Consider the following 19,362-nt stretch of genomic DNA (forward strand, 5'->3'; position numbering starts at 1 on the left):
AAACTGGTTTTAATACGTCGTTATGTAACTTATATATAAATAAAAAATCCCTTTGCATTCGAATTATCTCGAAGCAAGGGGATTTTATTTTTAACCATGAACAAATACAAAATATAATATAAACAATATCATCAAACCGTACATAATGGGATGTACTTCTTTATGTCTTTTAGAAATTAACATTGTAATAGGATAAAAAATGAAACCACATGCAATACCTGTAGCGATTGAATACGACAACGGCATCATGATAATCGTAATAAACGCGGGCACCGCAACTTCAAATTTTTTCCAATCAATTTCTGCAAAGTTAGCCGCCATTAAAACCCCTACTACAACTAATGCTGGCGTAGTAACTGCGCTTGTTACTACTTCCATAAGCGGACTGAAGAATATCGCTAACAAAAAACAGAAGCCTGTAACTACACTGGCAAATCCTGTTCGCGCACCAACAGCTACACCAGAACTAGACTCTATATAGGATGTTGTCGTAGTTGTACCAAAAATGGCGCCCACAATCGTGGCTAATGAATCAGAGAAAAGCGCACGTCCGGCTCTTGGTAATTTATTATCTTTCATGATACCTGCTTGTGTAGCTACGGCAACAAGCGTCCCCGCAGTATCAAAGAAATCTATAAACAAGAAAGTTAAAATAACGATTAAAAATTGAACCGTAAATAGTTGCGCTGGATCTTTAAATGCTTCAAATGCAGCACCAAAGGTTGGTTCAATACTTGGTATCTTACCTACGATTCCACTCGGCGTATGTATTAAGCCAGTTAACATACCTGAGATAGAAGTGATAACCATACCTATAAATATGGCACCTGGAACTCTTACTGCATAAAGTATCACTGTAACCACGATACCAAATATTGTTAGCAATACTGGACCATCTGTAATATTTCCTAGTGTTACTAATGTAGAATCATTATTAACAATAATTCCTGAACTTTGTAATCCTACAAATGTAATGAAGAGCCCTATACCTGCAGATACTGCCATTTTCATTTGAAAAGGTATTGCATTAATAATTGTTTCCCTAAGACCTGTCATAGTTAGAAATGCGAAAACGACACCAGAAAATAGTACGCCTGTTAATCCAATTTCCCATGGTATACCCATAGTTAATACAACAGTAAAAGCGAAGAATGCATTTAATCCCATACCTGGCGCTAAGCCTATAGGATATCTAGCTATTAGTCCCATAAATAGCGAACCAACAAATGCTGCTAGCGCAGTGGCAACAAAAATGGCGCCTTGGTCCATCTTCATGCTTTCGGATACCCCGTCTACACCTGCTAAACTAAGTACTTGAGGGTTAACAGCTAAAATATATGCCATTGATAAGAAAGTTGTTAAACCACCAAGTATTTCTTTTTTATAATTAGTCTCATGTTTATCAAACTTGAAATACTTTTTCACAGTAAGTTCTCCTTTTTTTAAAATACCTACATATTCTAATACCAAACTTACTAATTTACAATAGTAAACACGAACTTTGATATATTTTCATATCTTTTTGTTCGATAAAACTAAAATTTAAGCCCTTTTAATGCGTCTTGAAATGGATTATTTTCTATACCTTCATCATTATTCATATATTTTTTTAGATCTTTTTTATTTACTTTATCAGACTTTTTATTTTTATGGCGCTTATCCATTTGTGCCTGTGTTTCAGTATGGCCACATGCACAACGATAAACTGCTTCTTTACCTTTACCAAATAACATCATTTTTTTATGACAATTAGGACAACGTGCGTTCGTTTTTCTTTGGACATTTTTCTTAGTCTTACATTTAGGGTCCTGACAAACAAGCATTTGTCCATTTTTTGTTTTAACTTTAATCATAAATTTTCCACAAGTTGGACATTCAGTTGTTGTTAGGTTATCGTGTTTATAATTTTGCTTACTTTCTTTAATTTCATTAACGACTTCATGCGTAAAAGACTTCATCTCAGATATAAATTGATTTGCATTATATTTTCCTTGTTCAATTAATGAAAGTTTTTCTTCCCATTCTGCTGTTAATAATGGGGAAGTTAATTTTTGTGGCGCTAATTCTAAAATTTGCTTACCTTTGGAAGTAACTTTTATTTTTCCATCACGTGATTCAATCGCATTCATATTAAATAGCTTATCGATGATATCTGCTCTAGTCGCAACTGTGCCAATACCGCCTGTTTCTTTCAATGTTTCATTGTGCTTTTTATTATTCAATTTAAAGAATTTTTGTGGGCTTTCCATCGCTTTTAATAAAGTTCCTTCATTAAAGTACGATGGAGGTGTTGTTTCTTGTTGTTCGATTTTGTATTGTGTAATTTTTAATTTGGAGCCTTCCGATAATTGCTCGACTTGATTATTAACCGCTTCCTTATTTTCATAAATCGCTTTGAAACCTAATTTTGTCGTAATTTTATCTTTTAATACAAATTGATAGTTTCCTATTAATAAATTAATAGCTACAGCTTCATATTCATGAGGAGGCATAAGATTTTCTAAAAATCTTTGAGCAATCATCATATATATTTTTGATTCACGTTGCGTTAACTGTTGCATATCAGGACGCACTTCTGTTGGTATAATTGCATGATGGTCTGATACTTTTTGGTTATTTATAAATTTTTGATTTTTTGAAAATGATTGTGCTATTTGTAATTTTGCAATTTCCTTTAAAGAAGTACCCATAATTGCTTGAACGCGATCTTTAAGTGTGTTTACCATGTCATCAGTTAAATAATTCGAATCTGTACGTGGATACGTTACAAGTTTATGTCTTTCATACAAAGCTTGTAAGACATTCAATGTTTCTTTTGGCCCGAAGTGATAACGTTTATAAGCCTCCTGTTGTAAATCTGTTAGATTAAATAGTTTAGGCGCGTATGATTTCTTATGCGTTTTATTTATTTTTTCCACTAACGCTGGTTTGTTGTTTATTTCATTTTTAATGTTTTCAAACACAATTTTATCAGTTGCTGATTGTGGATTCACACTTTGGAATGTAAGGCCATCAGCAATAACTTTCATTGTAAAATACATCTGTGGTGCGAAATGATTAATTTCGTTTTGTCTCATTTGAACAAGTTGTATTGTCGGCGTTTGAACTCTTCCAAGTGATAGTTGAGCATCATATTTCGTAGTTAATGCACGTGTTGCATTAATTCCAACAATCCAATCTGCTTCGCTTCGAGCTAACGCTGCATAATATAAATTATTAAATTTGCGTCCATCTTGTAACTTTGAAAAACCATTTTTAATAGCTTTATTCGTTACTGAGCTGATCCATAACCTTTGAATAGGTTTTTTATTATGGGCTTTATCCAATATTAATCGAGCAACCAGTTCGCCTTCTCTCCCAGCATCTGTTGCTATAATAATGTCTTTTACACTTTTATTATTGATTAAAGATTGTACTATAGAAAATTGTTTTTTTGTCTTGCTAATGACAACCGTCTTCATATGTTTAGGTATAATCGGCAGGTCATCCAGCTTCCATTCTTTATAATTATTATCGTATTGTTCTGGCGTCGCATTTGTGACTAAATGTCCTAGCGCCCAAGTCACGATATATTTACTATTTTCGAAATAGCCATTACGTTTTTCATTTATATTTAGTGCTTTGGCAATGTCTCTGCCTACTGAAGGTTTTTCAGCAATAATAAGTGATTTCATAATTTCGTCCTTTCAAATTCAATATAATATTTATTGTAACATGTATATAGCACATCAAAACTTCCATTTACATGAAAAAGTTCTTATAATTAACTTAATAGTTCATCATATGGAGGGAATGATATGAAAACAACAAATCCGAAAGATGTCGATCAAATTCTAGAATTTCTAAATAGTGCTAACTACCAATTTGCTTCTTATTTATATAAACTACCTCAAATGCACAATGATATTAGAACTGTTATTTCAGACGCTATAAAAGATCCAGGTGTATTTGCAAGTGTCAATGAGCAAAACCAAATAACGATGTTAATCTTAGCACTAAAATATGAGCATAATAAATATAAAGTGATTGGGCCTTTCTTAGCTGAAAATATAAAACCATCTATTGAAGATATGAATCATCTTTTTGAAAGTTTGGCAAAGAGCAAACCTGATTTTGCAAATTTCAATTTCTCTTTCGAAGAAAACGAACAAGACTATTTACCATTCATGAAATCTTTAGGTGCGTCTTATAACTTTACTGACTATCATCTCATTACTACGAAAGATATGGGCGAAGTCAATAACACCCAAAATATTATTGAATATCAACCTGCTTTTTACCGTTATTTTAGTAAACTTCACAATGAAACGTTTAAACATGATGTCATGACTGCTGATGAAATCGTCGAATCATTGGATGACTGTCATCGCTTATTTATATTTATGTCAGAGGGATTGCTTAAAGGTTATCTATTCCTTGAAATCTATGAAAATAATCATATTGCTGAAATTAAGTATTTTTCTTCTCATTCTGATTATAGATTAATGGGTATCGCTTTTGATTTACTTTCATATTCATTACATTTTGCATTTACATCTTATAATATCAACAAAATTTATTTTAAAATTCGTAGCAAAAATTCAACTTTAGTTGAGCGGTTCAACGAACTAGGTTTCAATATTAATTATGAATATAAAAAATTCAAATATGTAGCTGCATATATTTAATTGTAAGCGTTTTATAAGTTTCTTGTTTAAGTTATCTATTCATATTAATTTTATAAATAAAAAGGCTGCACTATAATCTAATATTTTTACTATCCGATAACTTTACTTTAGAATATGTATCTAGGGCGATCAAAAATGATTGTTTTATATAGAAGGAAAGTAAAATTAAATAGAGAGTGAGTGAAGCTTAATTATGGATTTATTAATTGCCCTACTCCCTGCGTTGTTTTGGGGGAGTGTTGTTTTAATTAATGTGCTCGTTGGTGGAGGCCCTTACAACCAAATTAGAGGTACTACTTTCGGTGCGCTTATTATTGGTATTTTACTCTTACTTACTGGCAATACAAAATTCGATGACCCCATCGTTATTATTGTAGGTTTAATTTCTGGTGCTTTTTGGGCATTAGGACAAGGATATCAATTAAAATCAGTGAGTTTAATTGGTGTATCTAAAACCATGCCAATTTCTACAGGTTTGCAACTTGTCGGCACAACTTTATTTAGTGCCATTTTCTTAGGTGAGTGGAGTACTGGAACTCAAGTTGCGCTCGGCTTAGTAGCAATGGTTTTACTTGTTGGCGGTATTGCGCTTACATCTATTAAAGGAAAAAATGAAGCATCAGAGAATACCAAAAACTTTGGTAAAGCGATTCCTATTTTATTAATTTCTACAGTAGGCTATGTCGTCTATGTGGTAGTTGCTCAAATATTTGGTGTAGATGGCATGAATGCCCTCTTCTTCCAATCTATAGGTATGGCAATTGGCGGATTAATTTTATCTGCTAAACATGAAACTTCAATAAAAAGTACAGTTTGGAATTTAATCCCAGGTGTAATTTGGGGAATAGGTAACTTGTTTATGTTCTATTCACAACCTAAAGTAGGCGTAGCAACTAGCTTTTCATTTTCACAATTATTAGTAATCGTCTCTACACTTGGAGGAATATTCTTATTAGGTGAAAGAAAAGACAAACGTCAAATGATTGGCATATGGACAGGTATAGTACTAATCGTTATAGCTGCCTTTGTCTTAGGTAATATTAAAGGTTAATATAGAAGCGTTACAACAAAGCATTATCAATCAATATACTTTATTATATGATCTAAACTTTTAAAGTATGCCGAATAACAAGGAGGAATTTTAAATGTTTAAAGATTTAGAAGGTAAAGTCGTTGTTATTACTGGGTCTGGCAGTGGTATAGGAAAAGCAATGGCAGAACAATTTGGTGAAGAAAAAGCCAATGTCATATTAAACTATCGTTCTGAACGTCATATGGATGCTATCGAGTCCTCAATTAAATTCATAGAGGACGCTGGTGGTAAAGCTATTAAAGTTCAAGCAGATATCTCAAAAGAAGATGATGTTAATCATCTTGTCCAATCTGCCGTTAAACATTTTGGTACACTTGACATTATGATTAATAACGCTGGGTTCGAAAAACCTATACCAACTCACGAGATGCCTTTAGAAGAATGGCAAAAAGTGATTGATGTCAACCTAACTGGTGCTTTTTTAGGTTCAAAAGCTGCAGTTAATCAATTTCTTAAAGAAGATAAACAAGGTATTATTATTAATACATCAAGCGTTCACGACAAAATTCCTTGGCCAAACTATGTCAATTATGCCGCGAGTAAAGGCGGGTTAAAATTAATGATGGAAACAATGTCTATGGAATACGCGCAATACGGCATTCGCATTAATAATATCTCACCAGGCGCAATTGTAACTGAACATACAAGAGAAAAATTCTCAGATTCTAAAACACGCGAAGAAACCTTAGAAATGATTCCAGCTAAAGCAATCGGCGAAGCTGATGAAGTAGCTAACGTTGCAAGATTCCTCGCATCTGATTTAGCAAGCTATATTCACGGAACTACCATTTATGTGGATGGCGGAATGACAAACTATCCAGCATTTATGGGAGGTAAAGGTTAACATACCTCCTCGTCTATAACAAACCAACTTATTTAGATTGGCTCAAAAAATAGACAAATCTTACGCAAACATTTGATTTGCGCTAGGTTTGTCTATTTTTGTTTGTATAACATTAATGTGAGGTTGATGAATAGATTTATTAAGTTGTTAAATGATGTAATTTATCTAAAAACGACATCCTAAATATGAGCAGTAGTTACATTAATTTTGTCCCAATGATCGCTTATCTCATCGACTTTATTCCAAAAATTTTTTAAAATAGCAATATTTTCACTAAAATCATAGCATTTGTTAATTACTTTACTATATTTATGCAACCTATAAACTCGCTTGCTATATAATTTCATATATTTTATTGCTTTCATTTTAAATGCAGCAGTAATTGGATACGATGCCTGCAAATACACTAACCGAAAACGACGAGCTATAGCAATGCCTACGGAAAGTATGCATAAAAAACTGCCAACAAAGTCGGAAACTTTGTCGACAGTTAGAACTAACCTATCCAGATTAGTTTAGAAATATTATCTATTTTAATGATTTATACAAATAAAGCTTGATAGATATACAAAATAATAATACTAATTACAATCGTCAAGTTACTGACCATACCTACCAATGGCAACGTCTTATATTTAAACTGAATAGAATAAGGTATGATAGCTACACCAATCGGTAATAACCAAGCAACTTGTAATGTTGTTTTAATCATTTGGTCGTCTACTGGTAACAAGAAATAAACTAATAATCCCGCTAATATGCCTAAGCCATAATGCAAGCCTAAATATTTTAAAGCAATAGGTAAAAAGCGATTATCAATACTGAAGTTTAGCATTAAACCAAGTAAAATCATAGATAATGGCATATTAGCACCTGATAAAACAGAGAAGAAGTTAATTACAGGTTCTGGGAAATGAATATTAAGCATATTTAAAATAAACATGATGATATATGTCATTAAAGGAACAGATTTAAGCAAATTTTTACCTAAATACTTGAAATCAAAATTATCGCCAGCACTGCTGAAGTAACTCCCAACAAAATAAGTTACCCCAAACATAATAATAGCACCACCGATATCAGCCATGCCGAAATATATCATACCTGTTTTAGGCCAAATAGCCTCTACAAGAGGATAAGCAAATAAACCAATATTGAGTGATGCCGTCATCATCCCAACAGTGCCACGTATATGATTATCGTATTTTAAGAAAAACCAAATCACAATGACTTTTGCAATAACACCGTATAGTATCATCATAATAGGCAATATAGAAAGCGATAAATCTAAGCTTGCCCCATTTAAATTGACGATTACTAAAGAAGGTAACGTGACATTTAAGACTAAGGTTGAAAAGACTTGACTATCATTAGCTTTAAAGTATTTTATGCGTTTAAGTGTATAGCCTAAGGCAATAAGTAAAATAATAATAATAAATTGTTGGGTCACATAAATCCTTCTTTCATTCAATCATATCATTTTCATTCTATTTTCATACTTTAACATAAGTTACATCTATTTTAGAAGCTTTCGAATCCATGTTATAATTCTAACTATATACTGAAAGCCTATACAAGATAGTGAAGGAGGTAATTAAATGGATTTAAATGATAAGCTAGCAGAACTAAAACATGATTACGTTCGATTACAAGGTGATCTTGAAAAAAGAGAATCCGTTAGTCAATCTGTAGAACCTTTAATTCGACAACTTGAACAAATAGAACAAGAAATGGCAGAAGTACGTTCAGAAATTAGACAAAAAGAAAATAAATAACATCCTAGTAAATAAATATTTTACATGCTAAGATTAAGGACGAACATAGAAAGGATGTAATATATGCAACTGTATCTTATATTTTTGCCCGTGTTATATTTAATCGTAAGCTACATAAGTATATTTAAGATGAACACAATTATTACACGTATTTTACGTATCATTATGGCTTTACTTTTGTTATTCGTTGTAGCTATTACAACATTATCATTCCCCGCTGTAAATTGGTGGGTATTTATCGTGCTATTACTTATCGTAGGTAATGTGGAAATTACAGGCTTTAAAAATAGTAAGAACGACCAGAAAGCTGTACAAATTTTAAATATAATGAGTATTGTTTTATTTGTAATCTATGTCATTTTGACGTTAGTTTTATATTAAAAACACCCATTTTAATGCTGATGTAGCTAAGCTATTTCAGCATTTTTTATTAAATTAAAAGACGGGCGTACGGTATCTACAACTTGATACGGTACGCCCGATTCATATTTTATTAGTTCAATAATTATAATGCATTTCTATGTTGTCCTGCATCAGTTATTTTGATTTATTTTCTTTTTTTAATATTTTGGCTTTTAAAGTAAACAATATTTCATAAATAACTGGCACAACAATTAATGTCAGTAATGTCGAAGATATTAAACCGCCTACAACTGTTGCAGCCATACCTTTGGAAATAATAATAGAACTATCTTCACCAAATAACATTGGTGTTAATGCACCAATCGTTGCTAATGCAGTCATCAGGATTGGTCTGATACGCGTGCCCCCTGCTTCTAATAGCGCTGCTTTCATTTCCATGCCTTGTTGTTGCTTATTGATTACTCTATCGATTAACACAATTGCATTTGTTACCACGATACCAATCAACATTAGCATACCAATCATACTTGGTACAGAAACTGTTTCACCAGTTACAATTAGTGCAACAACAACGCCGATAACTGTATAAGGTAATGAGAATAATATTGTAAATGGTGCCAATGCGCCTTTAAACGTCAACACTAATACTAAATAAACAATAATAATTGCTGCGAGCATTGCCATAGTTAGTTGCGTTACTGCATTATTAATATCTTCATTAGCGCCCCCTACATTAATATCTACATTATCAGGTTTCTCTATTTCATTGACTTTTGAAAGTATTTTTTGAGATGTACCACCAACATCATCACTTGTTACTTTACCGGAAACTTTTGAAGTATAGTCCCCTGCTTTTGTTTCTATCTTGTTCGGTGTGCTTGTCTTCTCTAATTCAGCTATATCACTTAATTCAATTGATTGACCTGTTGGTGTCTGAAGCTCAGTGTTGTTAAGTTTTGCTTCTGTCCAGTCAGTCTCTTTATCTTCTTTAATCTTTACGTCAATCTCTTTACCGCTTTCTTTAACTGTGGTTACACTTTGTTCTGGTGTGTTTTGGTTTAATGTCATAGCTAATTGTGACGCAGATAAACCATAATTTGAAGCTTTATTCTGATCTACTTTGATATTATATTGTTCGTATGTTTTTGTTAAATCAGATTTTACATTTGCCATCCCCTCAATATCTTTCATATCATTCTCAACTTTATTAACCGTATCTTTTATTGCGTCAAGTGATGGTCCTGTTACGGATACTTCTAATTCATTATTTGTGCCGCCACCACTCATATCTTGGTTCGCCCAATCCCCGGGATGCTGATATGTCTCGATATGATTCAAGACTTTATCAGGTTCTTCATCGAAATTAGGGGTGTTAGATTCATATTCCACCATAATCGCCATACTGTTTGAACTACCTGTCGGATCTGTTGGTGTTGCTCCACCAACAGAATATTGTACTGTTTTCACTTTATCTTTATTATTCAAATATTTTTGTACTTGTTCAGCATGTTCTAAGACACCTGCTTCTGTTTCACCTGGCTCTGGTGTATACGTTAATGCCATAAATTTATCTTCACCAGTTGAGATAAAGCTAGTTCCTAGTTTCGCAGCACCTAAGCCCACACTAGCTATTAAAACAACAGTACTTATAAGCATTACTATCCATTTATGCGCGAGTGACCAACGTAATATCTTTTTATAGCCCCTACCTACTATGCCTAAAGATGTTTCTTTTTTCCGTTTTATACCTTTTTTAAAAAATGTAGCACTCAAGGAAGGTACAATCGTAATTGAAACAAGTAACGACGCTAATAAACTAAACGCAATTGCAAGTGCAAATGGCCTAAACATTTCACCTACTGAACCAGTTACAAATGCTAATGGTAGAAATACGATAATCGTAACAATAGTAGAAGACATGATTGGTTTGAAAACTTCTTTTGTTGCACTGATGATTAGCTTATCACCCGTTAATGCCTCTTTTTTGTCTGATAAACGTCTATATATGTTTTCAACTACAACGATTGAATCGTCGATAACACGTCCGATTGCAACTGTCAGCGCACCAAGTGTTAAAATGTTTAATGAAACATTGGCTAATTTCAGCGCAACCATCGCAATAAGTATAGACATAGGTATGGAAACGACTGAAATCGCCGTAGTTCTAATGTTTCTTAAGAATAATAAGATGACAATAATAGCTACAATCGTACCGAGTGCTGCTTTTTCAATCATTGTATACAGTGAATCTTCTATTGGTTTGGCCGTATCCATCACTTTTGTAGCTTTTATATCTTTATTTTCTTTTGTGAATTCATCTATGGCTTTTTTAGTATCATTTGCTACTTGAACAGTGTTTGCATCTTGGGCTTTTGTCACTTGTACATTAATTGCGTCTTTGCCATTTGTTTTAGAAATAGACTCACGTTCCTCACCTACTGAAACACTTGCAATGTCCTGAAGTTTAACTGAAGGTACACTACTATCATTAGCCGCTTCATCCGAATTATTATCAGACGATGGTGTATCAGCTGCTTGTGACGAAAGTTGCGCCTCACCATTTTGAGTTGACTCTCCATCACTTTGTCCTTGGCTACTCATACTTGATGCTGATAATGGGATTTCCAAATTTTGCAACGCTTCTACTGAAGTGAATTGTCCATCGATTACTACCGATTTCTCAGTTTTACCAAATTGGAATAATCCTAACGGGGTTTCACTAGTAGCACTTTTTAAAAATTGTTCCACACTTTCTACAGTCAAACCACTCTGTTGTAATTTATCTTGGTCAAATTTTATTGAAACTTCTCGTGATGTTTGCCCGTTCAATTGTGCATTTTGTACGCCATCAATTGTCTGTAATTTAGGCAATAGTTGGTTATTAACTTTGCTTGTTGTATCTTTAAGATTATTATCATCTGTGGTAAATGAATAGGCTACAATTGGAAAAGCATTCATGGAACTTCTCGTTAACTCTGGTTCTTCAACTTCATCACTGAAGTTAATTTTATCCAATTCCTTTTTTAAATCATTTTCAGCTTTATCCATATTCGTTCCATTTTCATATTCAACAGATACCATAGAAGCATTTTGAATGGATTGAGCATTAACATTTTTTACATTTGCCATGGATCTTATTTGGTCGTCAATCTTATCACTTATATCATCTTTGATCGTTTCAGGCGTAGCTCCTGCCATTGTCGTTTGTACAGTAATTACTGGTGGTTCTACGTCAGGTAATAGTTCAAGTTTCATTTTAGCACTTGAATATACGCCACCTAATATAACCAGTATGACCATAAGGAAGATAGCAAACTTATTTCCCAGTGAAAACTGTAAAAGTTTTTTGATCATATTTTCTTTCTCCTCTACATTATAATTCAGTTTATGTCAGTATATTGTTTTATTATTCAATCATTTGTTTGTATCACTTTAACTTTTAAAATATATGTATACTTTAAAACCCATAAAAAATGCACGTTATAAAGTTTAACTTTCATATTAATACCTTATAACGTGTCTATCTTTATAACATACTCTTCTTAATATTAATTACGTTTTAATTTACGTGAAAGTTTGATTTTCGCTTTCGTCAATTTAGGTTTAAGGTTTTCAATCACTTGGTATAACGGTTTATTTAAAACATAATCAAATTCCCCAATTTTTTCACTTAAATAAGTGCCCCACACTTTCTTAAATGTCCATAGTCCATAGTGGTCTGAATCTTTATCTGGATTATTATCTGTGCCACCAAAATCATATGTAGTCGCGCCATGTTCTCTGGCATATTGCATCATCGCAAATTGCATATGATGGTTTGGTAAGAAATCACGATAATCATTTGAGGAAGCACCGTAAAGATAATATGACTTGTTTCCTGCAAACATAAGTAACGCCCCAGATAAATAGATGCCTTCTGGATGCTTGTCTTCTAGCGCTTCCATTTCATCAATTAGTTCTTGTGTCTTTTTCATTTTATTTTCGGCGTCATTTATTTTATTTAATGTTTTTTTATCTTGCTTTTTCTCAGTTAATTTCACTTTTTCTTCTTCTAATTGTGCTAAATCTTGGCGTAAATCTTTAAGTACTGGTTTAGGTTCTAACTTCACTAAAAATAATTCTGCATCGCCATCAGGATGAAGTGCATCATAAATATTTTGAAAATAACTAACATCTCTTGTTAAAAAGCCATCTCTTTCACCAGTAATTTTCATTAATTCAGCAAATGTTTTTAAACCTTCTCTATCAGAACGCTCTACTTTGGTGCCGCGTTTTAAAGCTAATCTCACTTTTGAGCGATTTCTTCTTTCAAAACTTTGAATTAAGTCATCGTCGTTTTTATCAATAGGTGTTACCATTGTCATTCTTGGTTGAATATAGTCTTTAGAGAGGCCTGCTTTAAATCCTTTATGTTTAAATCCTAATTCTCTTAAATGTCTCAGTGCGTCAGCACCTTTATCCACTTCTACATCTGGGTCTATTTTAATTGTATAAGCTTTTTCTTCTTTAGCTATTTGTACTGCATATTCTAATAATGTTTCTAACGCAAGCTTATTACTATAATCAGTTACAAATCCTCTTGAAATATAACATAGTGTGTATGGCAATTTAGGTATTTTTTTAAATAATAACTGGGCTACGCCTAAAATTTCGCCATTTTCACCGACTGCAATACGTTTCGAGTACCAGCCAGTTAATTTTTTTGTTTCTGCCCATTGTGTTAATTGTAACAAATCTCCTTGTGAGTGTGATTTGACAAACGCATCATGAGCTTGATTTGTGATATTCATCTTTTCCATAAAACTGATATCTCCTTTTACCATTACATACTTTGTTATTATACATTGCTTCACGCATTCTTTCACATCATTTCCTATTCTTTGATATAATAATGTAAATAAAGAAATGAGGTGATTATTATGCGTATCATCATATTAGGACTACTTTTCCTAGTCAATTTAATTTTTGTAATTCAAGCGTTTGGTACATCTTTTAGTATTTCATACCTAAGTTTGAGGATTATATTAGCTGCTTTTACATTTTTATTATCTGTTTATTTATTACTTTTATCTGGTAAAAACAAATTGGCAACTTCCTTAACTATTTTAACACTAATGGTTTCTTTGATACATGTTATTGTTATTGCGCATAGTATATATATCTATATTTATTAATCTGCTTCAACTTTATACTTTAGCCCTCTAATAATCAATGTGTAGGGAGAGGCTGTTTTATTGTCTTTTAATATCACTGCTTTGTAACCAGAATATGCCCCATCATATATTCGATAGACAACATCATCATTTTTTAATTTTAATGTTGTCTCGGTTTCTGAATGACTTACGACTTCCATTCCAAACCATTGTTTCCACTTTTCAGCGGTGTGATTCCTTTCGGTACTGTTTATTTCAATACCTTTTATAGTAAAAGCTTCTTGTCGTAATGGCGCTATCTTTGTTTCTCTCTCTTTTACGCTTTCATCCCATTGGATAAAAAAGGGCGGCTTCACCCTATAATCAGGATCAGCAATATATAATAGCCTCCATGTAGTCTTTTCACCTTTGGTATTTTCTCTATCCATCTCTATGGGGCCGACAACCTCTATATTTTGGGCCTCTAAATTTTCTTTCAATTTAGATATATCCTGTGTTTGAAAGGCTATTGTTTTTAGACCTTGTTGATAATGGTCTTGAACGATTTTCGAAGGAAAAGACACACGTCCTTCTTCACTCTTAATTATTTTTTGTAATGTTTCCGGTTTATAAACGTCTAATAATTCAATATATGCGTTATTTAAATAAGCCAAACGATTATACGTGCCTAATCTATCGTGCTTTCCACCTTGATGTAATGTAAATATGTGGCCTGGGAATTTGAAATTATCTAACTGTTGTACATAATGAACAATATGATCTAATTTTAAATCTTTCATGACTTATCCCCCTATTTCTTCTTTAGCTTTATCTTAACAAATTGTACACGTGTTTACTTCTTATAACTCATTACCTCAATTTAAAATATTACATTTTCCTATCTTTCTATACGAAAACGTTTTCTTTAAAATACGTATTGATTTTTCTCCATAAATAGATTAAAATATAATTTGTTCAAAATTAAGTTAGCTAAGCTAACTATTTCGGAGGCACTCATTCATGGAAAATAAATTTGTATTTGATAATATTATCGCCATTTATAGACCTTATACCAAACTTTTTCAACCTATTTTTGAAGAATTTGAACTCTATCCAGCACAATGGCTGGTATTAAAAGACATTTGTTACAATGCGCCAACCACTCTAGTACAAATTTCAAAACGACGCTCAATTGAAAAACCAACAGCTAGAAAAATTTTAAAAGTACTTTCTGAAAAATCCTTATTAACTGTTGAATCAGGCACAGACAAACGAGAAAAATGGCTCTCACTTTCTCAAGAAGGACAATCACTGTATAACAATATCAGTACTCGTGTAGATAAATTGCAAGACAAAATTATTGAAAACACAGGCTTGTCAACGTCAGAACTTGAACATATTACCAAATCATTACAATCTATTCATGAACAAATTTTAGCAATGGAGGAATTTTAAAATGAACCAAACAGCATCGACGAAGTCACCTATTTGGACAAAGAGTTTTAACATTAATTTTATTACAAACTTTTTAGTTTATTTATGTATGTATTTACTTATTGTTATTATTGCAAGTTATACGAAATCAGAATACCATGCATCAGATAGTATGGCTGGGCTTGTATCTGGTTTATTCATTATTGGATCATTAATAGGCCGCTTTATTACAGGTAAATATGTTAATAAAATCGGTCCTAAGCGCATTTTAATCATCGGTTTAATCTTATTAATTATCACTCAATTATTCTACTTTATCGAAGGCGCTTTAGCAGTGCTTATGTTTACAAGATTAGTTAATGGTATAGCTACTGGCGTTACGACAACTGCTACTGGAACAATCGCGGCATATACCACGCCACCAGAAAGAAAAAGTGAAGGGATTAGCCTATTCTCATTAAGTTTAGTTATTGGAGCTGCAATAGGCCCATTCTTCGGTCTTCTACTTATCAATACATTTCCTATTCAATTATTATTTTTACTATGCTTATTATGTGGTATCGTAAGTTTTATTATTTCATTCTTTATTAAATTGAATATCGATTTAACAAGTGAAGTTGCTATGCCCCAAAATGCTAAGAATAAGAAATTTGATATCAATCATTATATTGCAAAAGAAGCGCTGCCAGTTGCTATTATTATGCTACTTGCAGGATTATCTTATTCATCTATACTGACATTTTTACAATTCTTTGCTCAAGAAATTAATTTAGTTACAATTTCTAGTTATTTCTTTATTTTCTATGCTATTGCTTCTTTAGTTACACGACCAGTAGCTGGAAGAATGATGGACGATAAAAATGAAAATGTTGTAGCTTATCCAGCATTCATCTTTTTAATCCTTACATTCCTAACATTAAGTATCACAAATAATAGTTGGTTACTTATACTTGCAGGATTATTCTTGGGGGCAGGCTACGGGAACATTTCATCATGTATGCAAGCAATCGCAATCAAAGTATCTCCACCAGCAAAATATGGTATTGCGACATCAACTTATTTTATCGGTTTAGACTTGGGTCTTGGATTTGGCCCGTATGTATTAGGTTTCGTAACTTCTGCTGTATCATTCGCACAGCTATACGCTATTATGGCAGTTTTAGTATTGATTACAGGTGTTATTTATTACTTTGTGCACGGTAAAAAAGTAAAACACACTAGTGCATTTTAATATTTGATATAAACGATAAATTACAAAGAGTTCACAGTGTACTTAAATGATATTTTATATATAAATACCCCCTCAAATTTTTCATTTTTCAATGGTTACTTCGAGGGGGTATTCTTATCGGTAGTTTTTATGACCACAAAACGTATGTCATGCTTGAGTTTGCATTCATCATATTCTACGGTTTCAAAAAAACATACAACCAACATTTTATATTGCTTTATAAATAAATCATTTTAAATATCAAAATGCAAATGCCTTTATAGCACTTGGTTAGTCTCAATTAAATGTAGATGGTAAGCCTTTGACTTTTAATTTGCCTGTTAAGCAACTTTTATATTTTCTATTTCCTTAATAATATCATCAATTTGCTTCGCTTGTGCTTCTGTATAATAGTAAAATACTTGCCTTTCATCGGTTTCTGAACGTACCTTTGAAATCAATTCTTTTTTATAAATTTTTCTTATAATAACGTCTATTTTACTCGTGTCCCATAACATTTCAAAATGTAGCGTGTCTCTCAATTCTTTTCCACTAATTTTATTTGCTTCATATACTTTAAATAACACCACAAATTCTTCAATAGACAAACGATGCACTGACTTTAACCAATGCTTCAATTGGCTTAAAGCTCTTTCAGATGTAATATAATATGCTGCTTTACTTTCCATAAATATGGCCTCCTCATGGTTTATTCTCATTGTTAGTATTGGCTTTATATAATGAATAAGCTTTTTAAATATTATATAACACTTTCTTCATTAAATCTATTATTTTTAAAGAAACAGATAAATAAATTTTACTATTGGAAAATATTTATATAGTTACATATGATTATAGTAATCATTTTCTATTGTTCGTTATCTTTAATCATTAAAAAATTACTTATGTATAATACATTATCTTGCAAATCTATCATTCCTCACTTTTGAACTTATTTTACATAAAACATGATTTAAAATGATAATAAAAAAAGAGCAGGGAAAAATCAACATTCAAAATTTGATTTCTCTCCTACTCCTATTAAGCTCATAATTAGAATTAATAGCTTCACACATCTTTGTAAAAGACACACTCATCTACCTTGGTTTTAACGCTTTGTATGAATATTTTTATTAACTATTATTATCAAAAACTGGTTGTTTCCATTCGATAACTAGATGTGCTTTGATTGTTATTAGCCACCAATATAATTCATATTTATTTTTTTACGTTTTCTATTGGCCACAGTTTGTGCCGTACGCTCATCTGAATATCTATCATCTCTAATGTTCCATAGCGCTTTAAACTGTTCAAACAGTGCGTCATCTGACACTCCAGAACGCATAAACGATTTTACATTAAATCCATCTACCGTACTAAAAAGGCAACCATAAAACTTACCATCAGATGATAACCTTGCACGTGTACATGTAGAACAGAAAGATTCAGATACACTTGTAATAAGCCCAAATTTAGCGCCATTATCTTTATGACGATAGTATTTTGCAACTTCGCCAAAATACTTAGGCTCAACAGGTTCAATATCAAATGCGGACTCAATCATATTTAACATTTCATCTTTTGTAACTACTTTACTAAAGTCCCAACCATTATCATTTCCGACATCCATAAATTCAATAAAACGTATTTCAATATCTTTATCTTTAAAATATTGTATCATAGGCAAAATTTGGTCGTCGTTCACGCCTTTTTGAACAACAACATTCACTTTCACATGAAATCCTATTGAAACAGCATAATCTATTTGTTGCAAAATCGTAGAAGCCTTAATATTTCGGTTGTTTATAGCTTGGAATACTTTATCGTCAATCGCATCTAGACTTACATTAATACGTCGTAAACCTGCATCATATAAATTTTGACCATGTTTTTTTAATAACAAACCATTTGTGGTTAAACCTATATCTTCTATACCTTCCAATTGATTTAACTCATATATTAATTTATATAAATCTCTTCTTAATAAAGGTTCTCCACCTGTAATCCGGATTTTTTTAACACCTAATCGTGTATAAACTTTAGCGATACGCACCATTTCATCAAACGTGAGTAATTCGTCTTTAGGTAAGAAAACAAAATCATCACCGAAAATTTCTTTCGGCATGCAATAATCACAGCGGAAATTGCAACGATCTGTAACTGACAATCTTAAATCTCGAATTGGACGGCCAAGTTTATCAGTTATTTGTTCTACCATAATATAAGCCCCCTTAGCTATTCATAATGTCATGGTGTAAATCTTCTAAATCTTGTTGATAATTTATATTTTTGTACCAATAATTAGATGAATCTATTTCATGTACATCTAACCAATCACTTTTAACTTTAGAATAGACATTTTTAAGGCTATAATCACCTGAATCCAAAGCTGTTTCTATAGTAGGCAGTGTCTGTGGACTATAAAATGCCATCGTAGGGATTGGCATACCCTTTTCTTGGAAACCGGCAATATTGAGTTGATCTTCAATCAAATGTTCAATCATAAATTGATACAATTTACTTATTGCTTTTTGTGTAATCATGGGTGTATCTACAGATATTACAAAGAAAAGTGTTTCATCTGTATGTTGTCGCATCACTGAATAAATACCAGCCATTGGACCTTTATCTTTGTTTTCAGCATCATCAATAGCAATATTAGGATAATCAAATTGTGGTGCTAATGTTTCATTGGTGCTTATAATAATTTCATTGAACAAGTTTGTTCCTTCTAACACTTCTATAATTCGCTTATAAAACATCTGCGAATTAATTTGTGCAAAAGCTTTTGGTTTACCGAATCTCTCTGATTGTCCTCCGGCAAGTATAATCGCTTTCATTTTC

General features: G+C 32.2%; 16 protein-coding genes. 7 read left to right on the forward strand and 9 right to left on the reverse strand.

Annotation, left to right across the window (positions count from 1 at the left end):
- Positions 1-90: 90 nt before the first annotated feature.
- Positions 91-1,425, reverse strand: coding sequence for an NCS2 family permease (locus KA894_RS07470; protein ID WP_096808679.1), 1,335 nt, complete (start codon positions 1,423-1,425; stop codon positions 91-93).
- Positions 1,426-1,535: 110 nt separating this feature from the next.
- Positions 1,536-3,674, reverse strand: a complete 2,139-nt coding sequence (locus KA894_RS07475) for a DNA topoisomerase III (RefSeq protein ID WP_207606686.1) — start codon at positions 3,672-3,674, stop codon at positions 1,536-1,538.
- Positions 3,675-3,797: 123 nt separating this feature from the next.
- Here KA894_RS07475 and KA894_RS07480 point away from each other — a divergent pair, with 123 nt between their 5' ends.
- From KA894_RS07480 to KA894_RS07490, 3 genes are all read left to right on the forward strand, one after another.
- The gene (locus tag KA894_RS07480; RefSeq protein ID WP_115359560.1) at positions 3,798-4,667 is read left to right on the forward strand and encodes a GNAT family N-acetyltransferase; all 870 of its coding nucleotides are present in this window, start codon (positions 3,798-3,800) and stop codon (positions 4,665-4,667) included.
- A 193-nt stretch (positions 4,668-4,860) separates the two neighbouring features.
- The gene (locus tag KA894_RS07485; protein WP_103372525.1) at positions 4,861-5,718 is read left to right on the forward strand and encodes a RhaT/GlcU family sugar-proton symporter; all 858 of its coding nucleotides are present in this window, start codon (positions 4,861-4,863) and stop codon (positions 5,716-5,718) included.
- Positions 5,719-5,812: 94 nt separating this feature from the next.
- Positions 5,813-6,604, forward strand: a complete 792-nt coding sequence (locus tag KA894_RS07490; RefSeq protein WP_119487683.1) for a glucose 1-dehydrogenase — start codon at positions 5,813-5,815, stop codon at positions 6,602-6,604.
- A 541-nt stretch (positions 6,605-7,145) separates the two neighbouring features.
- On the opposite strand, the gene KA894_RS07495 is transcribed toward KA894_RS07490, so the two are convergent.
- Positions 7,146-8,054: an AEC family transporter gene (locus tag KA894_RS07495; protein WP_119487684.1), complete on the reverse strand. Its 909-nt coding sequence runs from the start codon at positions 8,052-8,054 to the stop codon at positions 7,146-7,148.
- A 148-nt stretch (positions 8,055-8,202) separates the two neighbouring features.
- Between KA894_RS07495 and KA894_RS07500 the strand changes: the two genes are divergently transcribed.
- Together KA894_RS07500 and mspA are read left to right on the forward strand one after the other, a co-directional pair.
- Positions 8,203-8,379 carry an SE1832 family protein gene (locus tag KA894_RS07500; RefSeq protein ID WP_182478016.1) on the forward strand — a complete coding sequence of 59 codons (177 nt, stop codon included), beginning with the start codon at positions 8,203-8,205 and terminating at the stop codon, positions 8,377-8,379.
- A gap of 63 nt (positions 8,380-8,442) precedes the next feature.
- Positions 8,443-8,760 carry a membrane stabilizing protein MspA gene (gene mspA / locus KA894_RS07505; RefSeq protein ID WP_096808671.1) on the forward strand — a complete coding sequence of 106 codons (318 nt, stop codon included), beginning with the start codon at positions 8,443-8,445 and terminating at the stop codon, positions 8,758-8,760.
- 156 nt (positions 8,761-8,916) lie between these two features.
- Here mspA and KA894_RS07510 read toward each other — a convergent pair whose 3' ends face one another.
- The 3 genes from KA894_RS07510 to KA894_RS07520 all read right to left on the reverse strand — a co-directional run bounded on the left by KA894_RS07510 (position 8,917) and on the right by KA894_RS07520 (position 14,674).
- Positions 8,917-12,096 (reverse strand): efflux RND transporter permease subunit, encoded by a 3,180-nt coding sequence (locus KA894_RS07510; RefSeq protein WP_115342002.1) that lies wholly within the window; start codon positions 12,094-12,096, stop codon positions 8,917-8,919.
- Positions 12,097-12,290: 194 nt separating this feature from the next.
- Positions 12,291-13,541, reverse strand: a complete 1,251-nt coding sequence (locus KA894_RS07515; RefSeq protein ID WP_103372520.1) for a lipid II:glycine glycyltransferase FemX — start codon at positions 13,539-13,541, stop codon at positions 12,291-12,293.
- A 371-nt stretch (positions 13,542-13,912) separates the two neighbouring features.
- Positions 13,913-14,674, reverse strand: coding sequence for a VOC family protein (locus KA894_RS07520; RefSeq protein ID WP_119487685.1), 762 nt, complete (start codon positions 14,672-14,674; stop codon positions 13,913-13,915).
- Between the two features lie 220 nt (positions 14,675-14,894).
- On the opposite strand from KA894_RS07520, the gene KA894_RS07525 reads away from it, so the two are divergent.
- Complete coding sequence (locus KA894_RS07525; protein WP_096808666.1) at positions 14,895-15,329, forward strand: MarR family winged helix-turn-helix transcriptional regulator; 435 nt, start codon at positions 14,895-14,897, stop codon at positions 15,327-15,329.
- A 1-nt stretch (position 15,330) separates the two neighbouring features.
- The gene (locus KA894_RS07530; protein ID WP_103372517.1) at positions 15,331-16,539 is read left to right on the forward strand and encodes an MFS transporter; all 1,209 of its coding nucleotides are present in this window, start codon (positions 15,331-15,333) and stop codon (positions 16,537-16,539) included.
- Positions 16,540-16,859: 320 nt separating this feature from the next.
- Here the strand turns inward: KA894_RS07530 and KA894_RS07535 are convergent, their stop codons facing one another.
- The 3 genes from KA894_RS07535 to mobA form a co-directional block, all read right to left on the reverse strand.
- On the reverse strand, positions 16,860-17,207 hold the full coding sequence (locus tag KA894_RS07535; RefSeq protein WP_096808664.1) for a transcriptional regulator, SarA/Rot family: 348 nt from the start codon (positions 17,205-17,207) through the stop codon (positions 16,860-16,862).
- A gap of 506 nt (positions 17,208-17,713) precedes the next feature.
- The gene (gene moaA / locus KA894_RS07540) at positions 17,714-18,736 is read right to left on the reverse strand and encodes a GTP 3',8-cyclase MoaA (RefSeq protein ID WP_096808663.1); all 1,023 of its coding nucleotides are present in this window, start codon (positions 18,734-18,736) and stop codon (positions 17,714-17,716) included.
- A 13-nt stretch (positions 18,737-18,749) separates the two neighbouring features.
- Positions 18,750-19,358 carry a molybdenum cofactor guanylyltransferase MobA gene (gene mobA / locus KA894_RS07545; protein ID WP_096808662.1) on the reverse strand — a complete coding sequence of 203 codons (609 nt, stop codon included), beginning with the start codon at positions 19,356-19,358 and terminating at the stop codon, positions 18,750-18,752.
- Positions 19,359-19,362: the final 4 nt, after the last annotated feature.

The sequence above is a fragment of the Staphylococcus sp. GDY8P131P genome (assembly GCF_017891975.1).
GTDB lineage: Bacteria > Bacillota > Bacilli > Staphylococcales > Staphylococcaceae > Staphylococcus > Staphylococcus nepalensis.

Coding starts and splice junctions, on each gene's coding strand:
- KA894_RS07475 (WP_207606686.1), bottom strand. CDS start 3,674: ATGAAATCACTTATTATTGCTGAAAAACCTTCAGTAGGCAGAGACATT.
- KA894_RS07480 (WP_115359560.1), top strand. CDS start 3,798: ATGAAAACAACAAATCCGAAAGATGTCGATCAAATTCTAGAATTTCTA.
- KA894_RS07485 (WP_103372525.1), top strand. CDS start 4,861: ATGGATTTATTAATTGCCCTACTCCCTGCGTTGTTTTGGGGGAGTGTT.
- KA894_RS07490 (WP_119487683.1), top strand. CDS start 5,813: ATGTTTAAAGATTTAGAAGGTAAAGTCGTTGTTATTACTGGGTCTGGC.
- KA894_RS07500 (WP_182478016.1), top strand. CDS start 8,203: ATGGATTTAAATGATAAGCTAGCAGAACTAAAACATGATTACGTTCGA.
- mspA (WP_096808671.1), top strand. CDS start 8,443: ATGCAACTGTATCTTATATTTTTGCCCGTGTTATATTTAATCGTAAGC.
- KA894_RS07510 (WP_115342002.1), bottom strand. CDS start 12,096: ATGATCAAAAAACTTTTACAGTTTTCACTGGGAAATAAGTTTGCTATC.
- KA894_RS07515 (WP_103372520.1), bottom strand. CDS start 13,541: ATGGAAAAGATGAATATCACAAATCAAGCTCATGATGCGTTTGTCAAA.
- KA894_RS07520 (WP_119487685.1), bottom strand. CDS start 14,674: ATGAAAGATTTAAAATTAGATCATATTGTTCATTATGTACAACAGTTA.
- KA894_RS07525 (WP_096808666.1), top strand. CDS start 14,895: ATGGAAAATAAATTTGTATTTGATAATATTATCGCCATTTATAGACCT.
- KA894_RS07530 (WP_103372517.1), top strand. CDS start 15,331: ATGAACCAAACAGCATCGACGAAGTCACCTATTTGGACAAAGAGTTTT.
- KA894_RS07535 (WP_096808664.1), bottom strand. CDS start 17,207: ATGGAAAGTAAAGCAGCATATTATATTACATCTGAAAGAGCTTTAAGC.
- moaA (WP_096808663.1), bottom strand. CDS start 18,736: ATGGTAGAACAAATAACTGATAAACTTGGCCGTCCAATTCGAGATTTA.
- mobA (WP_096808662.1), bottom strand. CDS start 19,358: ATGAAAGCGATTATACTTGCCGGAGGACAATCAGAGAGATTCGGTAAA.